The following is a 17,576-nucleotide window of genomic DNA, read 5'->3' as shown; positions in this document are numbered from 1 at the left end:
GTCAGGAGGGATCCGCGGACCGGGTCACCCAGGTGGCGACCTGGACGCGGTTCGAGTAGCCGAGTTTGGTGAGGATGTGGTCGATGTGGGTGTCCACCGTGCGCCGGGCGATGCCGAGCCGGTCGGCGATCTCCTGGTTCGTCAGGCCCTCGGCGATCACGTGCGCGATCTCGGTCTCCCGTTTGGTGAGCACCTGCGCGGTCTGTTTCCGCGGGCCGGGGGTGCGTTCTTCGAGGGCGTACGCGATGGCGTCGCGGGTGGGCATCGCGGCGCCGTCGGCGAATTCCTTGACCGCGACCTCCCAGCCCAGTGCGGTCGTCACGGTGTCGGTGTCGGCGAGCAGCGGTTCGGTGAACGCCGCGTACCGCGTCGGCCACGCGCCGACCGTGCGCCAGACGTTCATCGAGGCGCCCTGCAGGATCGCCGCCCGGTTGGGGCGTTTGGTCCGGGCCGCGCAGCCCGCCATGACGGTGAGCGTGAACCCGACGACCACGCGGTCGTCCACCCGCTCGTGCAGGCGCAGGACCTGCTCGCAGCAGCGTTCGGCGACGGCGATATCCCCTTGCAGGTATTCGGCTGCGGCACGCGACCACAGTGCCCAGCCACGCCAGAAGACCTCACCGCGCCGCTCGCAGCGTTCGACGGCTTCCGCGAGCACCGCCCGGCCCCGGTCGAGGTCGCCGTTCAGCCAGACGGCGAGTCCGTGGTTGTAACTCGCCCAGAGGTCCCCGCCCTCGTCGCCGTGCGCGCGGAACAGGTCGATGGCCGTGCCGAACAGGCGTGACGCCTCGGCCATGTCGTTGCCGATCAGCGCGGCGTAGGCGCGGACGTGGAGCACGTACGCGGCGGCGAGTTCGTCGCCGCTCGCCTGGGCTTCGGCGGCCGCCCGCTCCAGCATGCACCGGTGGGCGGACATGTCGCCCTGCACCACCGCCAGGAAACCGGAGAGCCACAGCCCGTGCGCCCGCTCCGGAACGTCCGGAGCCGCGGCCTCGTCGAGGCGGCGGACCCACATCCGGCCTTCGGTGTTCAGCCCGCGGACGATCCAGAACTCCTTGACGTCGCGCAGCATCCGCAGCCCGACGACCGCGTCCTCGGGGGTGCCCGTGCAGTAGTCGAGGGCGACGCGCAGGTTCGCGTGTTCGCGCCGCAGCCGTCCGATCCAGCCGAGCTGATCGGTCTCCAGCCATTCGGTGGCGTACCGGCCGGCGAGTTCGGCGAACCAGTCCCGGTGCCGTTTCCGGAACTCCGCCGTCCCGCCCGTCTCGCTGAGCCGGTCGACGCCGTACTCGCGCACCGATTCCAGCATGCGGTACCGCACCCCGCCGGGGTATTCCTCGCGCAGCAGGATGGACTTGTCGAGCAGCCCGTCGACGACTTCGAGGACGTGGTCGCGCGGCAGTTCGCCACCGCTGCAGACCTGCTCGGCGGCATCGAGGTCGAAGCTGCCGGAGAACACCGACGCGCGGGCCCACAGCAGCCGTTCGGGCCCGGTGCAGAGGTCGTGGCTCCAGTCGATCAGGGCCCGCATGGTCTCGTGCCGCTCCGGCCGCCCCCGCCGGTCCTTCGTGAGCACGGAGAACTGCCGGTCGAGGCGGTCGGCCAGCTGGCGTACGGACAACGCCCGCGCGCGGACGGCGGCCAGTTCGATGGCCAGCGGCAGGCCGTCGAGCCTGCGGCACAGCCGGATCAGCGGCTCGATGTCCTCCTCGGCGAGCCGGAACGACGGCGCGACCGCGGTCGCGCGATCGACGAACAGGCGCACGGAATCGTCGTTCATCACGCGTTCGAAGGAGTCGCCCTGTTCCGGGATCGCCAGCGGCGGCACCGGCAGGACACGCTCGCCCGCCACGCCGAGCGATTGCCTGCTCGTGGCCAGCACGGTCACCTGAGGACAGGCCCTGACCACGGTGTCGGCGAACCAGGCGCAGCTGTCGACCAGATGCTCGCAGTTGTCGAGCACGAGCAGCAGCCGGCTCGCCTGCAGCGCTTCGACGACGACGTCGATGGCCGGTTTCGCCGAGCGGTCGCCGAAGCCGAGCACGTTCGCCACCGTCGGCACCAGCAACGCGGGTTCCCGCAGTTCGGCCAGCGAGACGAACGCGACCTCGTCGGCGGTGGCCTCCCGGTGGGCCGCCGCGATGCGCCAGGCCAGCCTGGTCTTGCCCACCCCGCCCGGCCCCGTCAGCGTGACCAGCGACGATGCCTCCAGCAGGCGCCTCGCCTCGCCGGTCTCGGCGTCCCGGCCCACGTAGCTGGTCACTTCGGTGGGATCGGCCGACCACCCCGCAAGCGAGCCAACTCCGTCCGCCATGCACTCTCCCGCGATCGACCAGCCCCGCGTTCCGTCCGATGTAGACGGAAAACGCCCGGCTGCGGATACTAGCGGAACGGCGCCGGCCTAGCGGTCCGCTCGCTTGGCGCGATCATGCGCCCAGCCCGCCAGCACCGTTCCGGTGGCCGCGAGCAGCAGGAACACGATCAACCTGCCGCCCCACTCACCGGGTACCCAGTCGAACGCGCCCCACAACTGGGTCGCGGAATGATCGAAAAGGCTGCGGATGGCGGCCTGCGCGAAGACGGCGACGGCCACCATCCCGAAGATCTGCAGCCCCAGATAGCCGCCCTTGGTCATGCTTCCCACCTCCTGGTTCCTGGTCGGACCCCAGCATCGCCCGCGCGGAAACCGGCGCGCATCGGCGGCGCGTCGCACGTCGTGTCCGACCAAAGTCGATCCCCGTCGCGACCGAGGTCGGGGCCGGGATCGTCCCGTGTCCGGCTGCGCCGCCGCGGGCCGGTCGACCATGATGGGCCGGTGATCACCGACGCCGGCGCCCAGCCGCCCCTCCGGCCGTGGGGAGAGGCCTGGCGTCTGCTCGCCGCGGCGGCGCTGGGTGTGCTGCTCTGGGTCATCACGGCTGCGCAACTGCCGGTGGGCGCGTCGGGGCCGAGGGTCGAGTGGATGATCACCGGCGATCCGCTGATCGCGCTCGTCTGCCTGATCGCGCTGCTGTGGCGCCGCCGTTTCCCGGTGGTGATCGCCATCGCGGTCATCCTCGCTTCGACGGCGTCGGTGCTGGCCGGTGGCGCGTCGCTGCTGGCGCTCTGTTCGCTGGCCACCCGGCGGCGACCGGCCGAAACGGCGGTCGCGGCGGTGTTGTCCGTGGTCACGGCGGTCCTGGTCGTCGACCTGTACCCGGCGCGCGAGACGCCGGGGCCGCTGTGGCTGATGATCAGCCTCCCCACCTTGCTGGTGGGCATCGTGGTGGCCGTGGGCGCCGCGATCGGGGCGCGCCGGGAGGAGGTGCGCTCCCTGCGGGAACGGGTCGAGAGCGCGGAACGCGAGCAGGCCGCGCGGGCGGCCGAGGCCCGGATCGTGGAGCGCCACCGGATCGCCCGCGAGATGCACGACGTCCTCGCGCACCGCGTCTCGCTGGTCGCGATGCAGGCCGGGGTGCTGGGGCACCGCCCGGATCTGCCCGCCGAGCAGGTCGCGGAACTGGCGCGCGGCATCGCCGACGGTTCGCATCAGGCGCTGGAGGAACTGCGGGACGTCCTCGGCGTGCTGCGGGCGGACCCGGACGAACTGGAACCACCGCAACCCTCGCTCGCCGACCTTCCCGCGCTCGTCGCGGACGCGCGGGCGCTGGGGCTGGCCGTCACGATGGAGCTCTCGACCGAGGGCGAGCCGCCCGACGCGATCGCGAGGACCGTCTACCGGATCGTGCAGGAAGGGCTGACCAACGCGGGCAAACACGCGCCCGGCGCCGACGTGGTCGTCACGGTCGAAGGAAGGCCGGGCGACGGGATGCGCGCGACGATCCGGGATTCCGGGGCGGCGCGGGCGATCGCGGGCCCGCCCGCGTCGGGATTCGGTCTGCTGGGCCTCGCCGAACGGGTCGAACTGGCAGGCGGCGAACTGGACCACCACGCGGAACCTGGGGGCGGATTCGTGCTCGCCGCGCGTTTGCCGTGGCCGGTCCGCGAAGGGAGCGAATGAATGGACGACGAGCGGGTGCGGGTCGTGCTGGTCGACGACGAGCATCTGGTGCGGATGGCGCTGCGGCTCATCGTCGACGGCGAACCGGATCTCGTCGTGGTCGGTGAGGCCGCCGACGGCGACGCCGCGGTCGGGGTGGTGGGGGAGCAGCGGCCCGACGTCGTCCTGATGGACGTCCGGATGCCCGGCCGCGACGGGCTGAGCGCGACCGAGGAGATCCTCGGCCTCCCGGAGCCGCCGCGGGTGCTGGTGCTCACCACGTTCGACTCGGACGAGATGGTGCTGGGCGCGCTGCGCGTCGGCGCGCTCGGATTCCTGCTCAAGGACACCCCGCCGCCGCGGATCCTCGCGGCGATCCGCACGGTCGCGACCGGCGAACCCGCGCTCTCACCCGCCGCCACGGCCCGGCTGATCACCGCGGCCACCGGGCCGCATTCGTCCGACGCGCGCCGGGCGTCGCGGGATACCGCCCGCGGGCTGCTGGCCACGCTGACCGAGCGCGAACGCGAGACGGCGGGCGCCATCGCCGAGGGGCTGTCCAACACCGACGTCGCGCGAAAGCTGGACATCACCGTCGCGACGGTGAAGGCGCACACGAGCAGCATGCTCGCCAAGCTCGGCGTCGAAAACCGGGTCCAGATCGCCCTGCTGGTCCGCGACGCCGAAGAGTGAGAAATTCTTTTCGCCACGATGTCGAATCCGTCGTTCCCCGGTCGACGCAGTGTCGAAAGCACTTCCGAACCACCAAGGAGAAACCAGATGCGCACCCTGATCGCCACCGCGTTCGTCTCGCTCGACGGCGTCGTCGAAGGGCCCGGCGGAGAGCCCGGCTACCGCAACTCCGGCTGGACCTTCAACGGCATCGAGTTCGACGAAGCGGCCTACGAGCTCAAGGGGCGTGAGCAGGGCGAGGCCACGGCGATGATGATGGGCCGGGTCAGCTACCAGGCGTTTTCGCCGGTGTGGCCCGGTATGACCGAGGAGTTCGCGGAGTACAACGCGATGCCGAAGTACGTCGTGTCGACCACGCTGCGGGACGAGGACCTCGTCGACAACTGGGGCGAGACCACGATCCTGCGCTCGCTCGACGACGTCGCGAAGCTCAAGGAGACCGAGGGCGGGCCGATCATCGTCCACGGCAGCGCGGAACTCGACCGGAACCTCGCCGACGCCGGCCTGATCGACCGCTACCACCTGCTGCTGTTCCCGGTTCTGCTCGGCGCGGGCAAGAAGCTGTTCAGCGACACCGACAAGGACAAGCAGAACCTCAAGCTCGTCGAGAGCGAGTCCTACGGCAACGGGATCCAGAAGCTGGTCTACGACGTCATCCGGTGATCGGACACGTTCCGCCTCCAATCACGCAAGATCCGCCTCCAGTCACGCGAGTCCCGTGTCCGAGCACGCCCGGAGGAGACCGAAGCCGGTCAGAGGGCGGGGCAGGGCCACGCGAGCCGGACGATGGTCCCGGTGGGTGTGCTCGTCACCGAGGCCTCCGGCGCGAAGGCGCGGATGATCGGCAGGCCGCGTCCGCCGTCCGGGCGGCGGCCGTCGCGCCAGCGGCCTTCGTCGGCGACGCTGATCTTGAGCAGGCCGTCGTCGTGGGCGGCCGTCACCGTCATGACGTTGCCTTCGGTGCCGTCCGGGTAGGCGTGCTTGACGACGTTCGTCATCGCTTCGTAGGCGGTGAGTTTGAGATCCTCGGCCAGTTCGCGGGGGAGACCCCGGTCGAGGGCCCATTTCGCCAGGACGTCCCGCAACGCGGCGGCCTGGGCGGGGACGGCGGCGACCTCGAGGACCAGCTCGTCGGTGTGCTTGCGCACCGGCTCGTCGATCGGCATCACGAAGCTTCTCCTCGTCGTCCGCCGCGGTCCACGACCGCCGGATCCATCGACAAGGCTAAGGCACCGCCCGGATCGGGACACGTGAGCCGCGCGAGCGGGCGCCGTCATCCGATATGTTCGGGGCAGTCGGGTACCGATCGTGAGGGGTGGATGACGGTGACGAGCGGAGACGGCGAACACCGGGAGGTTCCGTTCTCGGTGTCCGTCGCGAGGCCCGATGGCGCCGAGGTCGTCATCGCGGTGGCGGGAGAGATCGATCTGACGACCTCCGAGGACCTCAAGGAGACCTTCGAGGAAGCGCTGGAGCCCGTGCCGGGCAAGCTGGTCGTCGATCTCGAAGGCGTGGAATTCTGCGATTCCACCGGTTTGGCGACCCTGGTCGGGATCAACGACCGGTGCAACACCCAGGGGGTCGCGCTGCGTTTCCTTCCGTCGCCCACGATCCGGCGGCTGGCTTCGAAGACGGGGCTGTCCACACTCCTGCCGCTCGCCTGATCGTCACTGGTTCGACACCTCGAGGATCGCGTGGTCGAGGCGCCGGTACACGGGGATCTGGGTCTCGGAGCCGAACAGGTGCAGCAGGCGCAGTACCGGCCGGGCCTCGGCGACGACGCCGGTCGTGCGGCGTTCGGCACGGGCGCGGACCGCGGCCGATTCGATGACCCGCAACCCGGCGACGCCGAGGAAGCCGACCTCGCTCAGATCGAGCACGGTGGCGGCGGGCAAGCGGCCACGCAGGGCCTGTTCCAGCCGTCCCGCCGTGGCGAGGTCGATCTCCCCGGCCGCGGCGATGACCAGCAGGTCGTCGTTCCACCGGATCCGCTGGACCCGCAAGAGGTTCTCGGCCGACGGACGGGGTAGCGGAACGGCGGGGTGGAGCGCGGGGCCGTCGCGGTTGCTCCGCGTGAAAGGAATGCGTTCGGTCATGAGGGTGTCTCCCGGATAGCCGGGGACGAGACGGACAACGGGTAAGCCTGCACAGCTGCTGCGCAAGTGAACTCGCCTCCGCGTCGCCCTGTGAAGGTGCTGGGCCGCGGACATGCGGGTCGTTCGCGCGGGCTGCTGGACTCAACCTCACGTACTGCTCACCGTACGCCGCTCACCTCTCCTGGCAAGGCCGCGTGCGGTGAACGGTGGGTGACCTCGTCACTCACGCAGCGCCTTTTCCCAGGCGAGGCCCCATTTCTCCAGTGGGTGCAACGCGTCGAGAAGCCGTTCCCCCAGTGGTGTCAGGCGGTAACCCTCGCCGCCGGTTTCGACGATGCGGGCTTCGGTGAGCTCGCCCAGCCTGGTGGCGAGCACGCTCGACGACATGCGCTCGCAGCGCCGCCGGAGTTCCCGGAAGCCGACGTCGCCCTCGCGCAGTTCCCAGATCACCCGCAGGGTCCATCGGCGCCCCAGCAGATCGAGCGCGGCCATGAGCGGTCGGCCGGTTTCGGAGCCGCGGACCGGCCGCCCGGGCCGCGGGATCGGATGGTCGGGCATGGCACCCCCTTGTGCTTCGACTTTCGAAGCAGCATAGTGGTTCTGAAATCGAAGCACCGGAGGTGGTCATGGCCCGCATCGCGCCACTCGCCCCGCCCTACGAGGCGGACGTCGAACAAGCCCTGCGCAAAGGGATGCCGCCCGGCGTGACGGAGGAGCCGCTGGCGCTGTTCCGGTTGCTGCAGCGCCATCCGGAGCTGGCGTCGCGGATGCGCGTCCTGGGAGCCGGTCTGCTCGCGCACGGCGAATTACCCGCGCTGGACCGGGAAATCGTCATCGCGCGGGTGACCGCCCGCTGCGGATGCCGCTACGAATGGGGTGTCCACGCCGCGGTTTTCGCGCCGATGGTCGGCTTGACGCCGGAACGGCTCGAAGCCACCGTAACCGGCGACTCCGGGCATCCCGCTTGGTCGGAGCGGCACCGCGCCCTGATCGCCGCCGTCGACGAACTCCACGACACGGCAACGGTTTCCGACGCCGCCTGGGCCGCGCTCGCCGCGCACTATCCGGCCTCGCAGCTCCTGGAGTTCCTCGTGCTGGCGGGCTGGTACCGGACGATCGCGTACGTCGCCGACGGGGTCGGCCTCGACGAGGAGCCGTGGGCCGCCCCCTATCCCGGTGGCTAGGGGTGGTGTGAGTCGATTTCCCTTGTGTCGTCCCGTTCTCGTTTCGGTGCCTTCCAGGCGGCGAGAACGCAGAGCAGCGCCGCCACGAAGCCGACCGCGGTGAGTGTCCCGGCCCAGACGGCGCCGGTGCTGGCGAGAAGGTAGAGCTGGACCACGGCGGTGCACGTGTAGACGACCGCCAGTCCCAGCCACAGCCGTTGCGTCATCATCTCCCGTCTCCGTTCGCCCGGTACGGGAGGTCAATCGCGTCGAGGCGGGATCGGGTTACAGGCTGTTCGAAACCGGTGGTTTCACACCGGTCCCGTCATGAACCGGCCACCCGGAAGAAGTCCACCAGCCCGTCCCACGACTGGGAATCCCGCCGCCGCTCCCACCACGTCCGGAACGGCGTCGACGCCATCGCGTGCCGCGTGTACGACGTCATCACCGCGCGGTAGACGTTCTCCGCTTGGTCCCACGTCAGCCGTTCCTTGCGCCACGCCAGCACGAGCCGCATCCGCATCGGGTCACCCTTCAACGGCCGGACGACCATGCCGGGCAGTTCCGGCGCGGTGGGTTCCACGAGCTGTACCGCCTGCCCGGCGGCGATCAGATGGCGTCCGCCGCCGTTCGGGCATTCGAAGCGGATCCGCGGCGTGAACCCCGCGCGATGCGTCGCCGCGCGCAACGACGTCAGCGAGCCGTCCTCGGGGCCGGGCGGCCCGATCCACGCCTCGTCCGCGAGGTCGGCCAGGTCGACCTCGAGCCCGCCGGCGAGCCGGTGCCGTGCCGGAATGCCGACGAAGATGGGCAGCCACGAGAACAGCACCCGGTGCCCGAGATGCTTCGCCAGCGGCACTTCCTGGTCGTCTGACATGGCGATGACGGCGATGTCCAGTGTCGCGCGGGCGAGTGCCTGCGCCAGCACCGCGCTGGAGGGTTCCACGTGGACGGTGACGTCCAGCCCCGGCAGCGCGTCGTCCAGCCGCTCGACGAAGGTGGGCAGACAGTCCATTTGGGACGATCCGAGCCGCACCGGGCCGTCGCCGAGCGCGCCGAGGAGGTCGCTCTCGAACCGGTCGAACTCCACGAGCAGGGTCAGCGCGCGGCGCAACGTCTGCTCGCCGACCGGGGTCGGCGTCACGCCGGTGTGGCTGCGGACGAACAACGGCGCGCCGATCTGCCGTTCGAGCCGCTGGAGCAGCGAGGTCAGCGAGGGCTGGGACATGCCCAGCGCGGCGGCCGCCTGCGAGAGGCTGCCCGCTTCGGCGATGGCGCAGATCGCCCGCAGGTGCCGGATCTCCAGGGCCATAGGCGGAGTCTATCGCCGCCGGTCATTACGGCCGGGTCCGTCGCGGTGCGAAGGTGCGGCCAGGACCATGACTACCTGAAAGGGGTGCCGATGACCGGCGACCGAACCCGGCCGGATCTGCGCGCGCTGCTGGCCGCCAAAGGGTTCCGGAACTGGATCAGCGACGGCTGGGAGCCCGCGGACGACGTGGTGGAGGTGCCGCCGGGGACCGCCGAGGCGGCCGCCGCCCATCGCGGCAGGCTGTCGGCGGAACTGCCCGGTCAGCGCATCGCGCTCGCGGCGGGCCGGGCGGTGGTTCGGTCCAACGACACGTTCCACGGCTTCCGCGCCGACAGCGATTTCGTGTGGCTCACCGGTTGCCAGCGCGAGGGCGCGATCCTGGTGATGACCCCGGCGGGGGACAGCCACCACGCCACCTTGTACGTCCCGCGGCCCGCCGAGGCGCACGAGCCGGACTTCGTCGGCGACGCCGACACCAGCCCGCTGTGGGTCGGCTCCGCCGCCGGACCGGCCGCGTACGGGGACGCGCTCGGCATCGAATGCCGCCCGCTGGAGGATCTCCCGCACGGTTTGCGTGGGCGGAACCCGAGTTTCCTGGTCGGTGCCGGGGTCGATCCCGCGCTCGACGCGTACCGCTTCGGCCACAGCGAGCGGCTCCGGACGGTCCTCGCCGAGTTGCGCCGGATCAAGGACGACTGGGAGATCGGCCAGCTGCGCGACGCCGTCGACGCGACCGCCCTCGGCTTCGCGGACGTGCTGGCCGCGCTGCCGGAGGCGGTCCGCGGTGGTGGGGAACGCTGGCTGCAGGGCACCTTCGACCGCCGTGCGCGCACCGAGGGCACCGGCCCCGGCTACACCTCCATCGTGGCGGCCGGGCCGCACGCCCCGATCCTGCACTGGACCCGCTGCGACGGGCGGGTGACCGAGGACAGCCTGCTGCTGCTCGACGCCGGCGTCGAAGTGGATTCCCTGTACACGGCCGACATCACCCGAACCTTCCCGGTCGGCGGGGAGTTCACGAAGGCCCAGCGCGACGTCTACGACCTGGTGCACAAGGCGCACGTCGCGGCGCTGGGCGAGGTCCGCCCCGGTCAGGACTACGGCGCGTTCCAGGCGACGGCGCTGCGCGTGCTCGCGGAGGGGTTGCACGATTGGGGCCTCCTCCCGGTGTCGGTGGACGAAGCGCTGTCGCCGGACGGGCAGCAGCACCGGCGGTACATCGTCTGCGGTACCGGCCATTTCCTCGGGCTGGACGTCCACGACTGCGCCGCCGCCCATCCCTCGACGTACCGCGAGGGCACGCTCGCCGAGGGGATGGCGCTGGCGGTCGAGCCGGGTCTGTACTTCCACGCCGGTGACCGCACCGTGCCGCCCGAGCTGCGCGGTCTCGGCGTCCGTATCGAGGACGACGTCGTGGTCACCGGATCGGGATACGACCTGCTGTCCGGCGGTTTCCCTTCGACCGCCGACGAGATCACCGCCTGGGTCCAGGCAGCCAGGAGGTGAGACCCGGAGGGCCGGATCGCGGTCCGGCCCTCCGGCGTCCGCGTCAGTACGAGATGGTGTGGCCGGCGAGGATCCGCTCGGCGGCACCGGTCGTGGACAGGCCCGCGGCCGGCCGGTCCTCGGTGAAGTACTCGCGGAAGTCCTGGCTGAAGTCGCGGGTCATCAGCGCGATCGTGCGGTTCCAGTTCCCGCCGTCCGGTCCGTCCGCCGCCCACAGGTCGAGCAGCGACGAGCCGACCCGCCCCTGCACGGTGTCGCCGTCGTCCCAGCCGGGGGTCGAAGCGTCGTTCTCGAAGCTGTACGAGCTCCCGTTGTCGTAGACGTAGCGGTAGTCGCCGAGGGCGTAGGCGGCGACGGCGTCGGCGAAGCCTTCGGTCCACGCGCACGATTCCGAGCTGTGCTTCTCGATGTAGTGCGGGTTGCAGCCGGTGACGACGGGGAAGTCGCGGCCGTAGAGCTGCCACTGCAGCCAGTGCCCGGCCTCGTGGAGGATGAGGTGCTTCGAATCGGGCATGGTGTTGCCGAGGAAGACGTAGTTCGTGTTCGGGTAGTCCCAGTAGCCGCCGTCGGCGACCTTCGGATCCCAGACGAAGGTGATCTGGTCGCAGCGTCCGTCGGACTGCCTGGCCGTCCAGCACGAGGACGACGGGTTGGCGCGCTTCCAGTACAAGACGTTGAGCGTGTCCACGACCTTCCACGCGCGCTGGAGCGTCGAGGGCACCTTCACCGTGCCGAGGTCCTGGGTGCCGGAGACGTTCGTGCGGCGCGCCGAGTCGAACGTGTAGTCGGTGGTGTTGTTCGCGGCCTTGACGACCCGCCACATCGCCGTGCTGCTCGACCGGAAGCGCACGTACGCCTCGGCCAGGGACGCCGTGTGGCAGGCGGTGAAGCGGCCGTCGGAGGCGCCGGTGATCCCGGCGGCGAGCCGGGTCGCCGTGCCGGAACCGGTGCGGCCCCACAGCTCCCAGTTCGCGTTCCGGGCGACCTGGGTGCGCAGCGGCTTGCTGGTCCCGGCCTCCGCGTCGAGATGGTCGAAGACGAGCGTGCCGGTGAGACAGGCGTTCGCGGCGGCGGTCGCCGGCGGCGCGACGACGGCCGCGGTCAGCCCGAGGGTGGTGATGAGCACCGCGCCGAACGCCCGAAGTCGTCGGCCTGCGGATCTGCGGATCAGCTGCACGGGAATCTCCTCGCTGGCAGGAACGACGGTGCGCCCGTGACCCTGTGTCGACGGTGACACACCGGTTGGTGAAGGAGTTTCATCGCGGCCCGCGCCGCCCACCATCGCGCCGCCCCATCGGCCGCGGCTATGCCCTCCCCGTCGTGGGGCGTGTCATGATGTCCGCGAACTCGATCGGCAAAGCGAACGAGGTCGTACGGTTTGACGAACGACAGGGGAGAAGCGGTGGAGGACGAGACGCCCTCGATCCGGGACATGCTGGCGGTCAACCTGCGCGCGGCCAGGGCGGCGAGGGGGATTTCGCTGTCGGAGCTCTCGCGGCGGTCGGGAATCGGCAAGGCGACGCTGTCCCAGCTGGAGTCCGGCGGCGGCAATCCGACCATCGAGACCGTGTTCAGCCTGTCCAGGGTGCTGGAGGTGGCGATCTCCGACCTGCTCGACCATCGGGCGGGCGGCGCGCTCACCGTGGTGCGCGGCGCCGACGTCGAGGTGCTCAGCGGCGAGGGAGTGGATCTCCGGCCGTTGCGGCGGATCGAGACCGGTGAGGGCGTCTTCGAGGTGTACGACCAGGTGGTGCGCGGGGACGCGCCGCAGCGTTCACAGGGGCACGTCGGGGTCGAGCACACCATCGTGCAGACCGGATCGCTGCTGGTCGAGGTCGCCGGCCGCAGCGTCGAGGTCGGCCCGGGCGATTACGTCGCCTTCGACGCCCGCGAGCCGCATTGCTACACCGCTTCGGCGGGGCCGGTGCACTCGGTCCTGCTGTTGCAGTACCGCGCCGACGAACGGCTCGACGGCAGGCCGCATCCGGTGCTGAAGGGCTGACCGCGCCCGAGGTATTGACACCCGTCCTGGGTGGAACCTACTCTCCGATCGTTCGCTTTACCGAACGCTGGAGGGTCGATGAACCGAACGCGTGTGGTCGTCCTCGGCGCGGGGATCGTCGGCGCCGCGTGTGCCCGTGAGCTGACCCTGGCCGGGTTCGACGTCGTGGTCGTGGATCGCGGCCGTCCCGCCGGAGGGACCACGTCGCACGGCGAGGGCAACATTTTGGTCTCCGACAAGGGACCTGGGGCGGAACTCGACCTCGCGAAGCTTTCGACCGCGTTGTGGCCCCAGGTGGTCGCCGAGATCGCCGACGAGGACGCGCGTGCCGCTTCGTCGATCGAGTACGACCCCAAGGGCGGCATCGTCGTCGCCACCACGGACGACGGGGCCGTCGCGCTCGCCGCGTTCGCCGCCTCGCAAACCGGGGTCCGCGCGGAACCGTTGTCCCACAAGGAACTTGCCGACGCGGAGCCCGCGCTGACCCGTGACGTGACCGCCGCGTTCCACTACCCGGAGGACGCGCAGGTCCAGCCCGCGGGCGCGGCGCTGGCCCTCCTGGGCTCGGCTCTCCGCCATGGCGCTCAGTTGCGCTTCGACACCGAGGTCGTCGGAGCGACCGTCCACAACGGACGGATCACCGGTGTCCGGGTGCCCGGCGAGGTGATCGAGGCCGACGTCGTCGTGAACGCCGCGGGCCCGTGGGCCGGTCAGGTGTCGGCGCGCCTCGGCGCCCCGATCGCCGTCCGCCCCCGCCGCGGCGAGGTACTGGTGACCACGCCGATGCCGGGTGTGGTGCGGCACAAGGTCTACGACGCCGATTACGTCGGCGCGGTCGGCGCCGATTCGGGCGAGCTGCAGACGTCCGCCGTCGTCGAGTCGACGTGGGGCGGCACCGTGCTGATCGGTTCCTCACGCCGCCGGGTGGAGTTCGACGACACGATCCGCCCGGAGGTGCTGAGCGCCATCGCGGTGAAGGCGCTGCGGCTGTTCCCGTCGCTCGCCGACGTCGCGATCATGCGCGCGTACGGCGGATTCCGGCCGTACGTCGACGATCATCTCCCCGTCCTCGGCGAAGATCCGCGGCTCGAGAACCTCTGGCACGCCACCGGGCACGAGGGCGCCGGGATCGGGCTGAGCGTCGGCACCGCGCGGTTGCTACGCGAACTGCTCACCGGGACCGAACCCGCGATGCCGGTCGGCGAGTTCACCGTGGACCGTTCCGCGGTACTGGCGGAGGCGGCGGCATGAGCGGATGGCTGCTGCCGCGCGATCGCGATCCGGTGGGCCGCACCGACCGCCCGATCCGGATCACCGTCGACGGCGAACCCGTGACCGGGATCGAGGGCCAGAGCGTGGCGGGGATGCTGCTCGCCGCGGGACGGACCTCCTGGCGGACCACGCGTTCCGGGGCTCCGCGCGGGGTGTTCTGCGGGATCGGCGCGTGTTTCGACTGCCTGCTCACGGTGAACGACGTGCCCGACGTCCGCGCGTGCCGCCGTCCGGCCGCCGATGGCGACGAAGTCCGCACCCAGTCACGGGAGGAGACGGCGTGAACGTGGTGATCGTCGGCGCCGGGCCCGCCGGGCTCGCGGCGGCCGAGCACGCGCTGCGGGCCGGTGCCCGGGTCACGGTGCTGGATCAGGCGGAGACCCCCGGCGGCCAGTACCACCGGATGCTTCCCGAGGTCTATGCGGCGAGGCGTCCGGACCGGATCCAGCACGGCCGGGCGGAATTCGACCGGCGCCGCCGGGTCCTCGCGCATCCGCGATGCCGGTGGTGGCCCGGCTCCACCGTCTGGGCGTTCGACCGGGCGGAGAAACGGGTGCACGTCCTGCGGGGACCGTCCGACGGCTCCGGACGGCGGCGGCTGACCCTCGTTCCGGACGCGCTGATCCTGGCGACCGGAGCGCACGACCGCACCCTGCCGTTCCCCGGCTGGGAACTGCCCGGCGTGTACACCGCGGGCGCGGCCCAGGCGCTGGCGAAGGGGGAGCGGGTCGCGATCGGCGGACGGGTCCTCGTCGCCGGTGCCGGGCCGTTCCTGTTGCCGGTCGCGGAATCCTTGCTGGGGGTCGGGGCCGAGGTGGTCGCGGTACTGGAGGCGAACCCGGCCTCGACCGTCCGAAAAGGATGGTCGTCCCGGCCGTGGCGCCTAGCCGCGCACGCCGGGAAGGCGGGTGAACTGGTGCGTTACGCCGCGACACTGGCCAGGCACCGGGTCCCGTACCTGATGGGCCGGGCGGTGATCGAGGCCCGCGGCGCGGACCGCGTCCGCGAGGTCGTGACCGCGAAACTACGCGCGGACTGGTCCGTCGTCCCCGGTACCGAACGCACGTACGAGGTCGATGCTGTCTGCGTGGGTCACGGTTTCAGCCCGCAGCCGGAACTGGCCGTCGCCGCGGGCTGCGTCCTGGACGACGGGTTCGTCCGGGTGGACACCGTGCAACAGACCACAGTGGACGGTGTCTTCGCCGCGGGCGAGATCACCGGCATCGGCGGGGCGATCACCGCCGCGGCCGAGGGCGCGGTCGCCGGCCGCGCCGCCGCGGGAGGAACGCCGGACGCGGCGCTGCTCCGTGCTCGTGACCGGGCCCGTACCTTCGCCGAACGTCTCGCCGTGGCCCACCCGATCGGCCCGGCCTGGCGAAGCTGGCTGCGCGAAGACACGATCGTCTGCCGCTGCGAGGAAACCACGTACGGCGAACTGACGCGTGCGACCGAGGACGAGTCCTGTCCCGGACCGCACGCACTGAAACTCGGCACCCGGGCCGGTCTCGGCCCGTGCCAGGGCCGGATCTGCGGCCCGACCGTAGCCGAACTCTGCGGTGGCGCCGAACGGCACCATCGCCCGATCGTCCAGCCGATCCGGCTGGGCGAACTCGCCGCCCGAATCGAAGGAGAACCTGAATGAGCACCCCCGACCTCGGTGGCGTCGTCGTCGCGACCGCCCTCCCGTACCGGGACGACGCGTCGGCGCACGCCGGGCTGGCCGTGGACTACGACGCCTACGCCGCGCACTGCCGGTGGCTGGTCGACAACGGCTGCCGGGGCGTCGGCCCGAACGGCTCCCTCGGCGAGTACTCGTCGCTGACCGACGAGGAACGCCGCCGCGTCGCCCGCACCGCGATCGAAACCGTGGGGAACGACGGGATCGTCGTCGTCGGCGTGCACGGCCCCGGATCGCACCAGGCCAAGTACTGGGCCGAAGTCGCGGCCGAGGACGGCGCCGACGGCCTGCTGTGCCTGCCGCCCACGATGTACCGAGCGAATCGCGGCGAAGTGCTCGCGCATTTCGAGGCGGTGGCGTCGGTCGGCCTGCCGGTGATGGTCTACAACAACCCCATCGACACGAAGGTCGACCTCACGCCCGCGCTGCTCGCGGAGATCGCGCAGATCGACAACGTGGTCGCGGTCAAGGAGTTCTCCGGCGACGTCCGCCGGGTGCTGGAGATCCGCGAGCAGGCACCGGGCCTCGACGTGATCAGCGGGGCCGACGACGTCGTGCTGGAGAGCCTGCTGATGGGCGCGACGGGCTGGTTCGCCGGGTTCCCCAACGTGTTCCCCGCCGAGTCGGTGCGCCTGTTCGACCTGGCGCGGTCCGGCAAGCTCGACGAGGCCAGGGCGCTCTACGAGCCGCTGGTGGCCGCGTTCCGCTGGGACTCGCGTACCGAGTTCGTCCAGGCGATCAAACTCGGGATGGACCTGGTCGGCCGGTACGGCGGGCCGTGCCGTCCCCCGCGGGGCCCGCTGACCGAGGAGCACCGCGAGCAGGTCACCGCCGACATGCGCCGCGCGCTCGCCTCGCTGGGGGTGGCGTAGGTGCGGTCGATCCGGTCGATCACCGCCGTCGACTCGCATACCGAGGGCATGCCGACCCGGGTGGTGACCGGCGGGGTCGGCGTCATCCCCGGCGACACGATGGCCGAACGCCGCCGGTACTTCATGGAACACCTGGACCATCTGCGGCAGTTCCTGATGAACGAGCCGCGCGGTCATTCGGCGATGAGCGGCGCGATCCTGCAGCCGCCGACCAGGCCGGACGCCGACTGGGGTGTGGTGTACATCGAGGTGTCCGGCTGCCTGCCGATGTGCGGGCACGGCACCATCGGCGTCGCGACCGTGCTGGTGGAGACCGGCATGGTCGAGGTGACCGAACCGAAGACCGTGGTCCGGCTGGACACCCCGGCCGGGCTCGTGCACGCCGAGGTCGAGGTCCGGGACGGCCGTGCGGTCCGCGTCAAACTGCGCAACGTCGCGTCGTTCCTCGCCGAGCGGGACGCCGTCGTCGCCGTGCCGGGACTGGGTGAGGTGCGTTACGACCTGGCCTACGGCGGCAACTTCTACGCCATCCTCGAACTGTCCCAAGTGGACATTCTGTTCGACCGGGCGGAGAAGGACCGGATCCTCGCCGCGGGGCTGGACATCATGGCGGCCATCAACGACCAGCGGCCGCCGGAACATCCGGCCGATCCGCTGATCGGCGGCTGCAAACACGTCCAGTTCCTCGCCCCGGGCTCCGACGCCAAGGCGTCGCGGAACGCGATGGCGATCCACCCCGGCTGGTTCGACCGATCACCTTGCGGCACCGGTACCTCGGCCAGGATGGCGCAGCTCCACGCCCGAGGCGAACTCCCGTTGCACACGCCGTTCGAGAACAGTTCGTTCATCGGCACCACGTTCACCGGTGAGCTGGTCGCCGAGACCGCGGTCGGCGGCGTCCCCGCGGTGGTACCGGAGTTCTCCGGCCGGGCCTGGATCACCGGCAACGCCACCTATCTGCTGGACCCGGACGACCCGTTCCCCGCGGGGTTCGTCCTCTAAC

At 71.2% G+C, this 17,576-nt stretch carries 20 protein-coding genes; 12 read left to right on the top strand and 8 right to left on the bottom strand.

Annotated elements, in window-relative coordinates; all coding sequences use genetic code 11:
• Position 1: 1 nt before the first annotated feature.
• Positions 2 to 2,314, bottom strand: coding sequence for a LuxR C-terminal-related transcriptional regulator (locus AJAP_RS20860; RefSeq protein WP_038514312.1), 2,313 nt, complete (start codon positions 2,312 to 2,314; stop codon positions 2 to 4).
• 87 nt (positions 2,315 to 2,401) lie between these two features.
• The gene (locus AJAP_RS20855; protein WP_037337039.1) at positions 2,402 to 2,635 is read right to left on the bottom strand and encodes a hypothetical protein; all 234 of its coding nucleotides are present in this window, start codon (positions 2,633 to 2,635) and stop codon (positions 2,402 to 2,404) included.
• A 180-nt stretch (positions 2,636 to 2,815) separates the two neighbouring features.
• On the opposite strand from AJAP_RS20855, the gene AJAP_RS20850 reads away from it, so the two are divergent.
• The 3 genes from AJAP_RS20850 to AJAP_RS20840 all read left to right on the top strand — a co-directional run bounded on the left by AJAP_RS20850 (position 2,816) and on the right by AJAP_RS20840 (position 5,335).
• Positions 2,816 to 4,000 (top strand): sensor histidine kinase, encoded by a 1,185-nt coding sequence (locus tag AJAP_RS20850; RefSeq protein WP_038514309.1) that lies wholly within the window; start codon positions 2,816 to 2,818, stop codon positions 3,998 to 4,000.
• Positions 4,001 to 4,672 (top strand): response regulator, encoded by a 672-nt coding sequence (locus AJAP_RS20845; protein WP_038514306.1) that lies wholly within the window; start codon positions 4,001 to 4,003, stop codon positions 4,670 to 4,672. It abuts the gene before it with no gap.
• Positions 4,673 to 4,759: 87 nt separating this feature from the next.
• A complete protein-coding gene (locus AJAP_RS20840; protein WP_038514304.1) occupies positions 4,760 to 5,335 on the top strand; it encodes a dihydrofolate reductase family protein in 576 nt (191 codons plus the stop codon).
• Positions 5,336 to 5,424: 89 nt separating this feature from the next.
• Here AJAP_RS20840 and AJAP_RS20835 read toward each other — a convergent pair whose 3' ends face one another.
• Complete coding sequence (locus AJAP_RS20835; protein WP_038514301.1) at positions 5,425 to 5,838, bottom strand: ATP-binding protein; 414 nt, start codon at positions 5,836 to 5,838, stop codon at positions 5,425 to 5,427.
• A gap of 153 nt (positions 5,839 to 5,991) precedes the next feature.
• Between AJAP_RS20835 and AJAP_RS20830 the strand changes: the two genes are divergently transcribed.
• Positions 5,992 to 6,336, top strand: coding sequence for an STAS domain-containing protein (locus tag AJAP_RS20830; protein ID WP_038514299.1), 345 nt, complete (start codon positions 5,992 to 5,994; stop codon positions 6,334 to 6,336).
• Positions 6,337 to 6,339: 3 nt separating this feature from the next.
• On the opposite strand, the gene AJAP_RS20825 is transcribed toward AJAP_RS20830, so the two are convergent.
• Positions 6,340 to 6,768 carry an STAS domain-containing protein gene (locus tag AJAP_RS20825; protein ID WP_037337057.1) on the bottom strand — a complete coding sequence of 143 codons (429 nt, stop codon included), beginning with the start codon at positions 6,766 to 6,768 and terminating at the stop codon, positions 6,340 to 6,342.
• Between the two features lie 219 nt (positions 6,769 to 6,987).
• Entirely contained in the window at positions 6,988 to 7,326 is a 339-nt protein-coding gene (locus AJAP_RS20820; protein WP_038514296.1) for a winged helix-turn-helix transcriptional regulator, read from the bottom strand.
• Positions 7,327 to 7,394: 68 nt separating this feature from the next.
• On the opposite strand from AJAP_RS20820, the gene AJAP_RS20815 reads away from it, so the two are divergent.
• Positions 7,395 to 7,952 carry a carboxymuconolactone decarboxylase family protein gene (locus tag AJAP_RS20815; protein WP_038523526.1) on the top strand — a complete coding sequence of 186 codons (558 nt, stop codon included), beginning with the start codon at positions 7,395 to 7,397 and terminating at the stop codon, positions 7,950 to 7,952.
• On the opposite strand, the gene AJAP_RS20810 is transcribed toward AJAP_RS20815, so the two are convergent.
• Both AJAP_RS20810 and AJAP_RS20805 read right to left on the bottom strand, forming a co-directional pair.
• On the bottom strand, positions 7,949 to 8,161 hold the full coding sequence (locus AJAP_RS20810; RefSeq protein ID WP_038514293.1) for a hypothetical protein: 213 nt from the start codon (positions 8,159 to 8,161) through the stop codon (positions 7,949 to 7,951). The genes AJAP_RS20815 and AJAP_RS20810 overlap by 4 nt on opposite strands.
• 95 nt (positions 8,162 to 8,256) lie before the next feature.
• Positions 8,257 to 9,243 carry a LysR family transcriptional regulator gene (locus AJAP_RS20805; RefSeq protein WP_038514290.1) on the bottom strand — a complete coding sequence of 329 codons (987 nt, stop codon included), beginning with the start codon at positions 9,241 to 9,243 and terminating at the stop codon, positions 8,257 to 8,259.
• Between the two features lie 90 nt (positions 9,244 to 9,333).
• Between AJAP_RS20805 and AJAP_RS20800 the strand changes: the two genes are divergently transcribed.
• On the top strand, positions 9,334 to 10,749 hold the full coding sequence (locus AJAP_RS20800; RefSeq protein WP_038514288.1) for an aminopeptidase P family protein: 1,416 nt from the start codon (positions 9,334 to 9,336) through the stop codon (positions 10,747 to 10,749).
• A gap of 43 nt (positions 10,750 to 10,792) precedes the next feature.
• Here AJAP_RS20800 and AJAP_RS20795 read toward each other — a convergent pair whose 3' ends face one another.
• Positions 10,793 to 11,926 carry a hypothetical protein gene (locus AJAP_RS20795; RefSeq protein ID WP_038514285.1) on the bottom strand — a complete coding sequence of 378 codons (1,134 nt, stop codon included), beginning with the start codon at positions 11,924 to 11,926 and terminating at the stop codon, positions 10,793 to 10,795.
• Positions 11,927 to 12,151: 225 nt separating this feature from the next.
• On the opposite strand from AJAP_RS20795, the gene AJAP_RS20790 reads away from it, so the two are divergent.
• From AJAP_RS20790 to AJAP_RS20765, 6 genes are all read left to right on the top strand, one after another.
• Positions 12,152 to 12,751, top strand: coding sequence for a helix-turn-helix domain-containing protein (locus tag AJAP_RS20790; protein ID WP_038514283.1), 600 nt, complete (start codon positions 12,152 to 12,154; stop codon positions 12,749 to 12,751).
• Positions 12,752 to 12,829: 78 nt separating this feature from the next.
• Positions 12,830 to 14,002, top strand: a complete 1,173-nt coding sequence (locus AJAP_RS20785; RefSeq protein WP_038514281.1) for an NAD(P)/FAD-dependent oxidoreductase — start codon at positions 12,830 to 12,832, stop codon at positions 14,000 to 14,002.
• Entirely contained in the window at positions 13,999 to 14,307 is a 309-nt protein-coding gene (locus tag AJAP_RS20780) for a (2Fe-2S)-binding protein (protein ID WP_051972534.1), read from the top strand. The genes AJAP_RS20785 and AJAP_RS20780 overlap by 4 nt, the downstream gene beginning before the upstream one ends.
• Positions 14,304 to 15,665 carry an FAD/NAD(P)-dependent oxidoreductase gene (locus tag AJAP_RS20775; RefSeq protein WP_038514279.1) on the top strand — a complete coding sequence of 454 codons (1,362 nt, stop codon included), beginning with the start codon at positions 14,304 to 14,306 and terminating at the stop codon, positions 15,663 to 15,665. The genes AJAP_RS20780 and AJAP_RS20775 overlap by 4 nt, the downstream gene beginning before the upstream one ends.
• Positions 15,662 to 16,573, top strand: coding sequence for a dihydrodipicolinate synthase family protein (locus AJAP_RS20770; RefSeq protein ID WP_038514276.1), 912 nt, complete (start codon positions 15,662 to 15,664; stop codon positions 16,571 to 16,573). Before AJAP_RS20775 ends, AJAP_RS20770 begins: the two co-directional genes overlap by 4 nt.
• Positions 16,574 to 17,575: a proline racemase family protein gene (locus AJAP_RS20765; protein WP_038514274.1), complete on the top strand. Its 1,002-nt coding sequence runs from the start codon at positions 16,574 to 16,576 to the stop codon at positions 17,573 to 17,575. It abuts the gene before it with no gap.
• Position 17,576: the final 1 nt, after the last annotated feature.

This window comes from Amycolatopsis japonica, from assembly GCF_000732925.1.
In the GTDB taxonomy this organism is placed as follows: Bacteria; Actinomycetota; Actinomycetes; order Mycobacteriales; family Pseudonocardiaceae; genus Amycolatopsis; species Amycolatopsis japonica.
The sequence above is the reverse complement of the archived record's forward strand: the minus strand, read 5'-3'. Positions and strand labels throughout refer to the sequence as shown.

Excerpts from the sequence above, each read along its gene's own strand:
- AJAP_RS20860 (WP_038514312.1), bottom strand. The coding sequence starts at position 2,314 with ATGGCGGACGGAGTTGGCTCGCTTGCGGGGTGGTCGGCCGATCCCACC.
- AJAP_RS20855 (WP_037337039.1), bottom strand. The coding sequence starts at position 2,635 with ATGACCAAGGGCGGCTATCTGGGGCTGCAGATCTTCGGGATGGTGGCC.
- AJAP_RS20845 (WP_038514306.1), top strand. The coding sequence starts at position 4,001 with ATGGACGACGAGCGGGTGCGGGTCGTGCTGGTCGACGACGAGCATCTG.
- AJAP_RS20840 (WP_038514304.1), top strand. The coding sequence starts at position 4,760 with ATGCGCACCCTGATCGCCACCGCGTTCGTCTCGCTCGACGGCGTCGTC.
- AJAP_RS20835 (WP_038514301.1), bottom strand. The coding sequence starts at position 5,838 with ATGCCGATCGACGAGCCGGTGCGCAAGCACACCGACGAGCTGGTCCTC.
- AJAP_RS20830 (WP_038514299.1), top strand. The coding sequence starts at position 5,992 with ATGACGGTGACGAGCGGAGACGGCGAACACCGGGAGGTTCCGTTCTCG.
- AJAP_RS20825 (WP_037337057.1), bottom strand. The coding sequence starts at position 6,768 with ATGACCGAACGCATTCCTTTCACGCGGAGCAACCGCGACGGCCCCGCG.
- AJAP_RS20820 (WP_038514296.1), bottom strand. The coding sequence starts at position 7,326 with ATGCCCGACCATCCGATCCCGCGGCCCGGGCGGCCGGTCCGCGGCTCC.
- AJAP_RS20815 (WP_038523526.1), top strand. The coding sequence starts at position 7,395 with ATGGCCCGCATCGCGCCACTCGCCCCGCCCTACGAGGCGGACGTCGAA.
- AJAP_RS20810 (WP_038514293.1), bottom strand. The coding sequence starts at position 8,161 with ATGATGACGCAACGGCTGTGGCTGGGACTGGCGGTCGTCTACACGTGC.
- AJAP_RS20805 (WP_038514290.1), bottom strand. The coding sequence starts at position 9,243 with ATGGCCCTGGAGATCCGGCACCTGCGGGCGATCTGCGCCATCGCCGAA.
- AJAP_RS20800 (WP_038514288.1), top strand. The coding sequence starts at position 9,334 with ATGACCGGCGACCGAACCCGGCCGGATCTGCGCGCGCTGCTGGCCGCC.
- AJAP_RS20785 (WP_038514281.1), top strand. The coding sequence starts at position 12,830 with ATGAACCGAACGCGTGTGGTCGTCCTCGGCGCGGGGATCGTCGGCGCC.
- AJAP_RS20780 (WP_051972534.1), top strand. The coding sequence starts at position 13,999 with ATGAGCGGATGGCTGCTGCCGCGCGATCGCGATCCGGTGGGCCGCACC.
- AJAP_RS20770 (WP_038514276.1), top strand. The coding sequence starts at position 15,662 with ATGAGCACCCCCGACCTCGGTGGCGTCGTCGTCGCGACCGCCCTCCCG.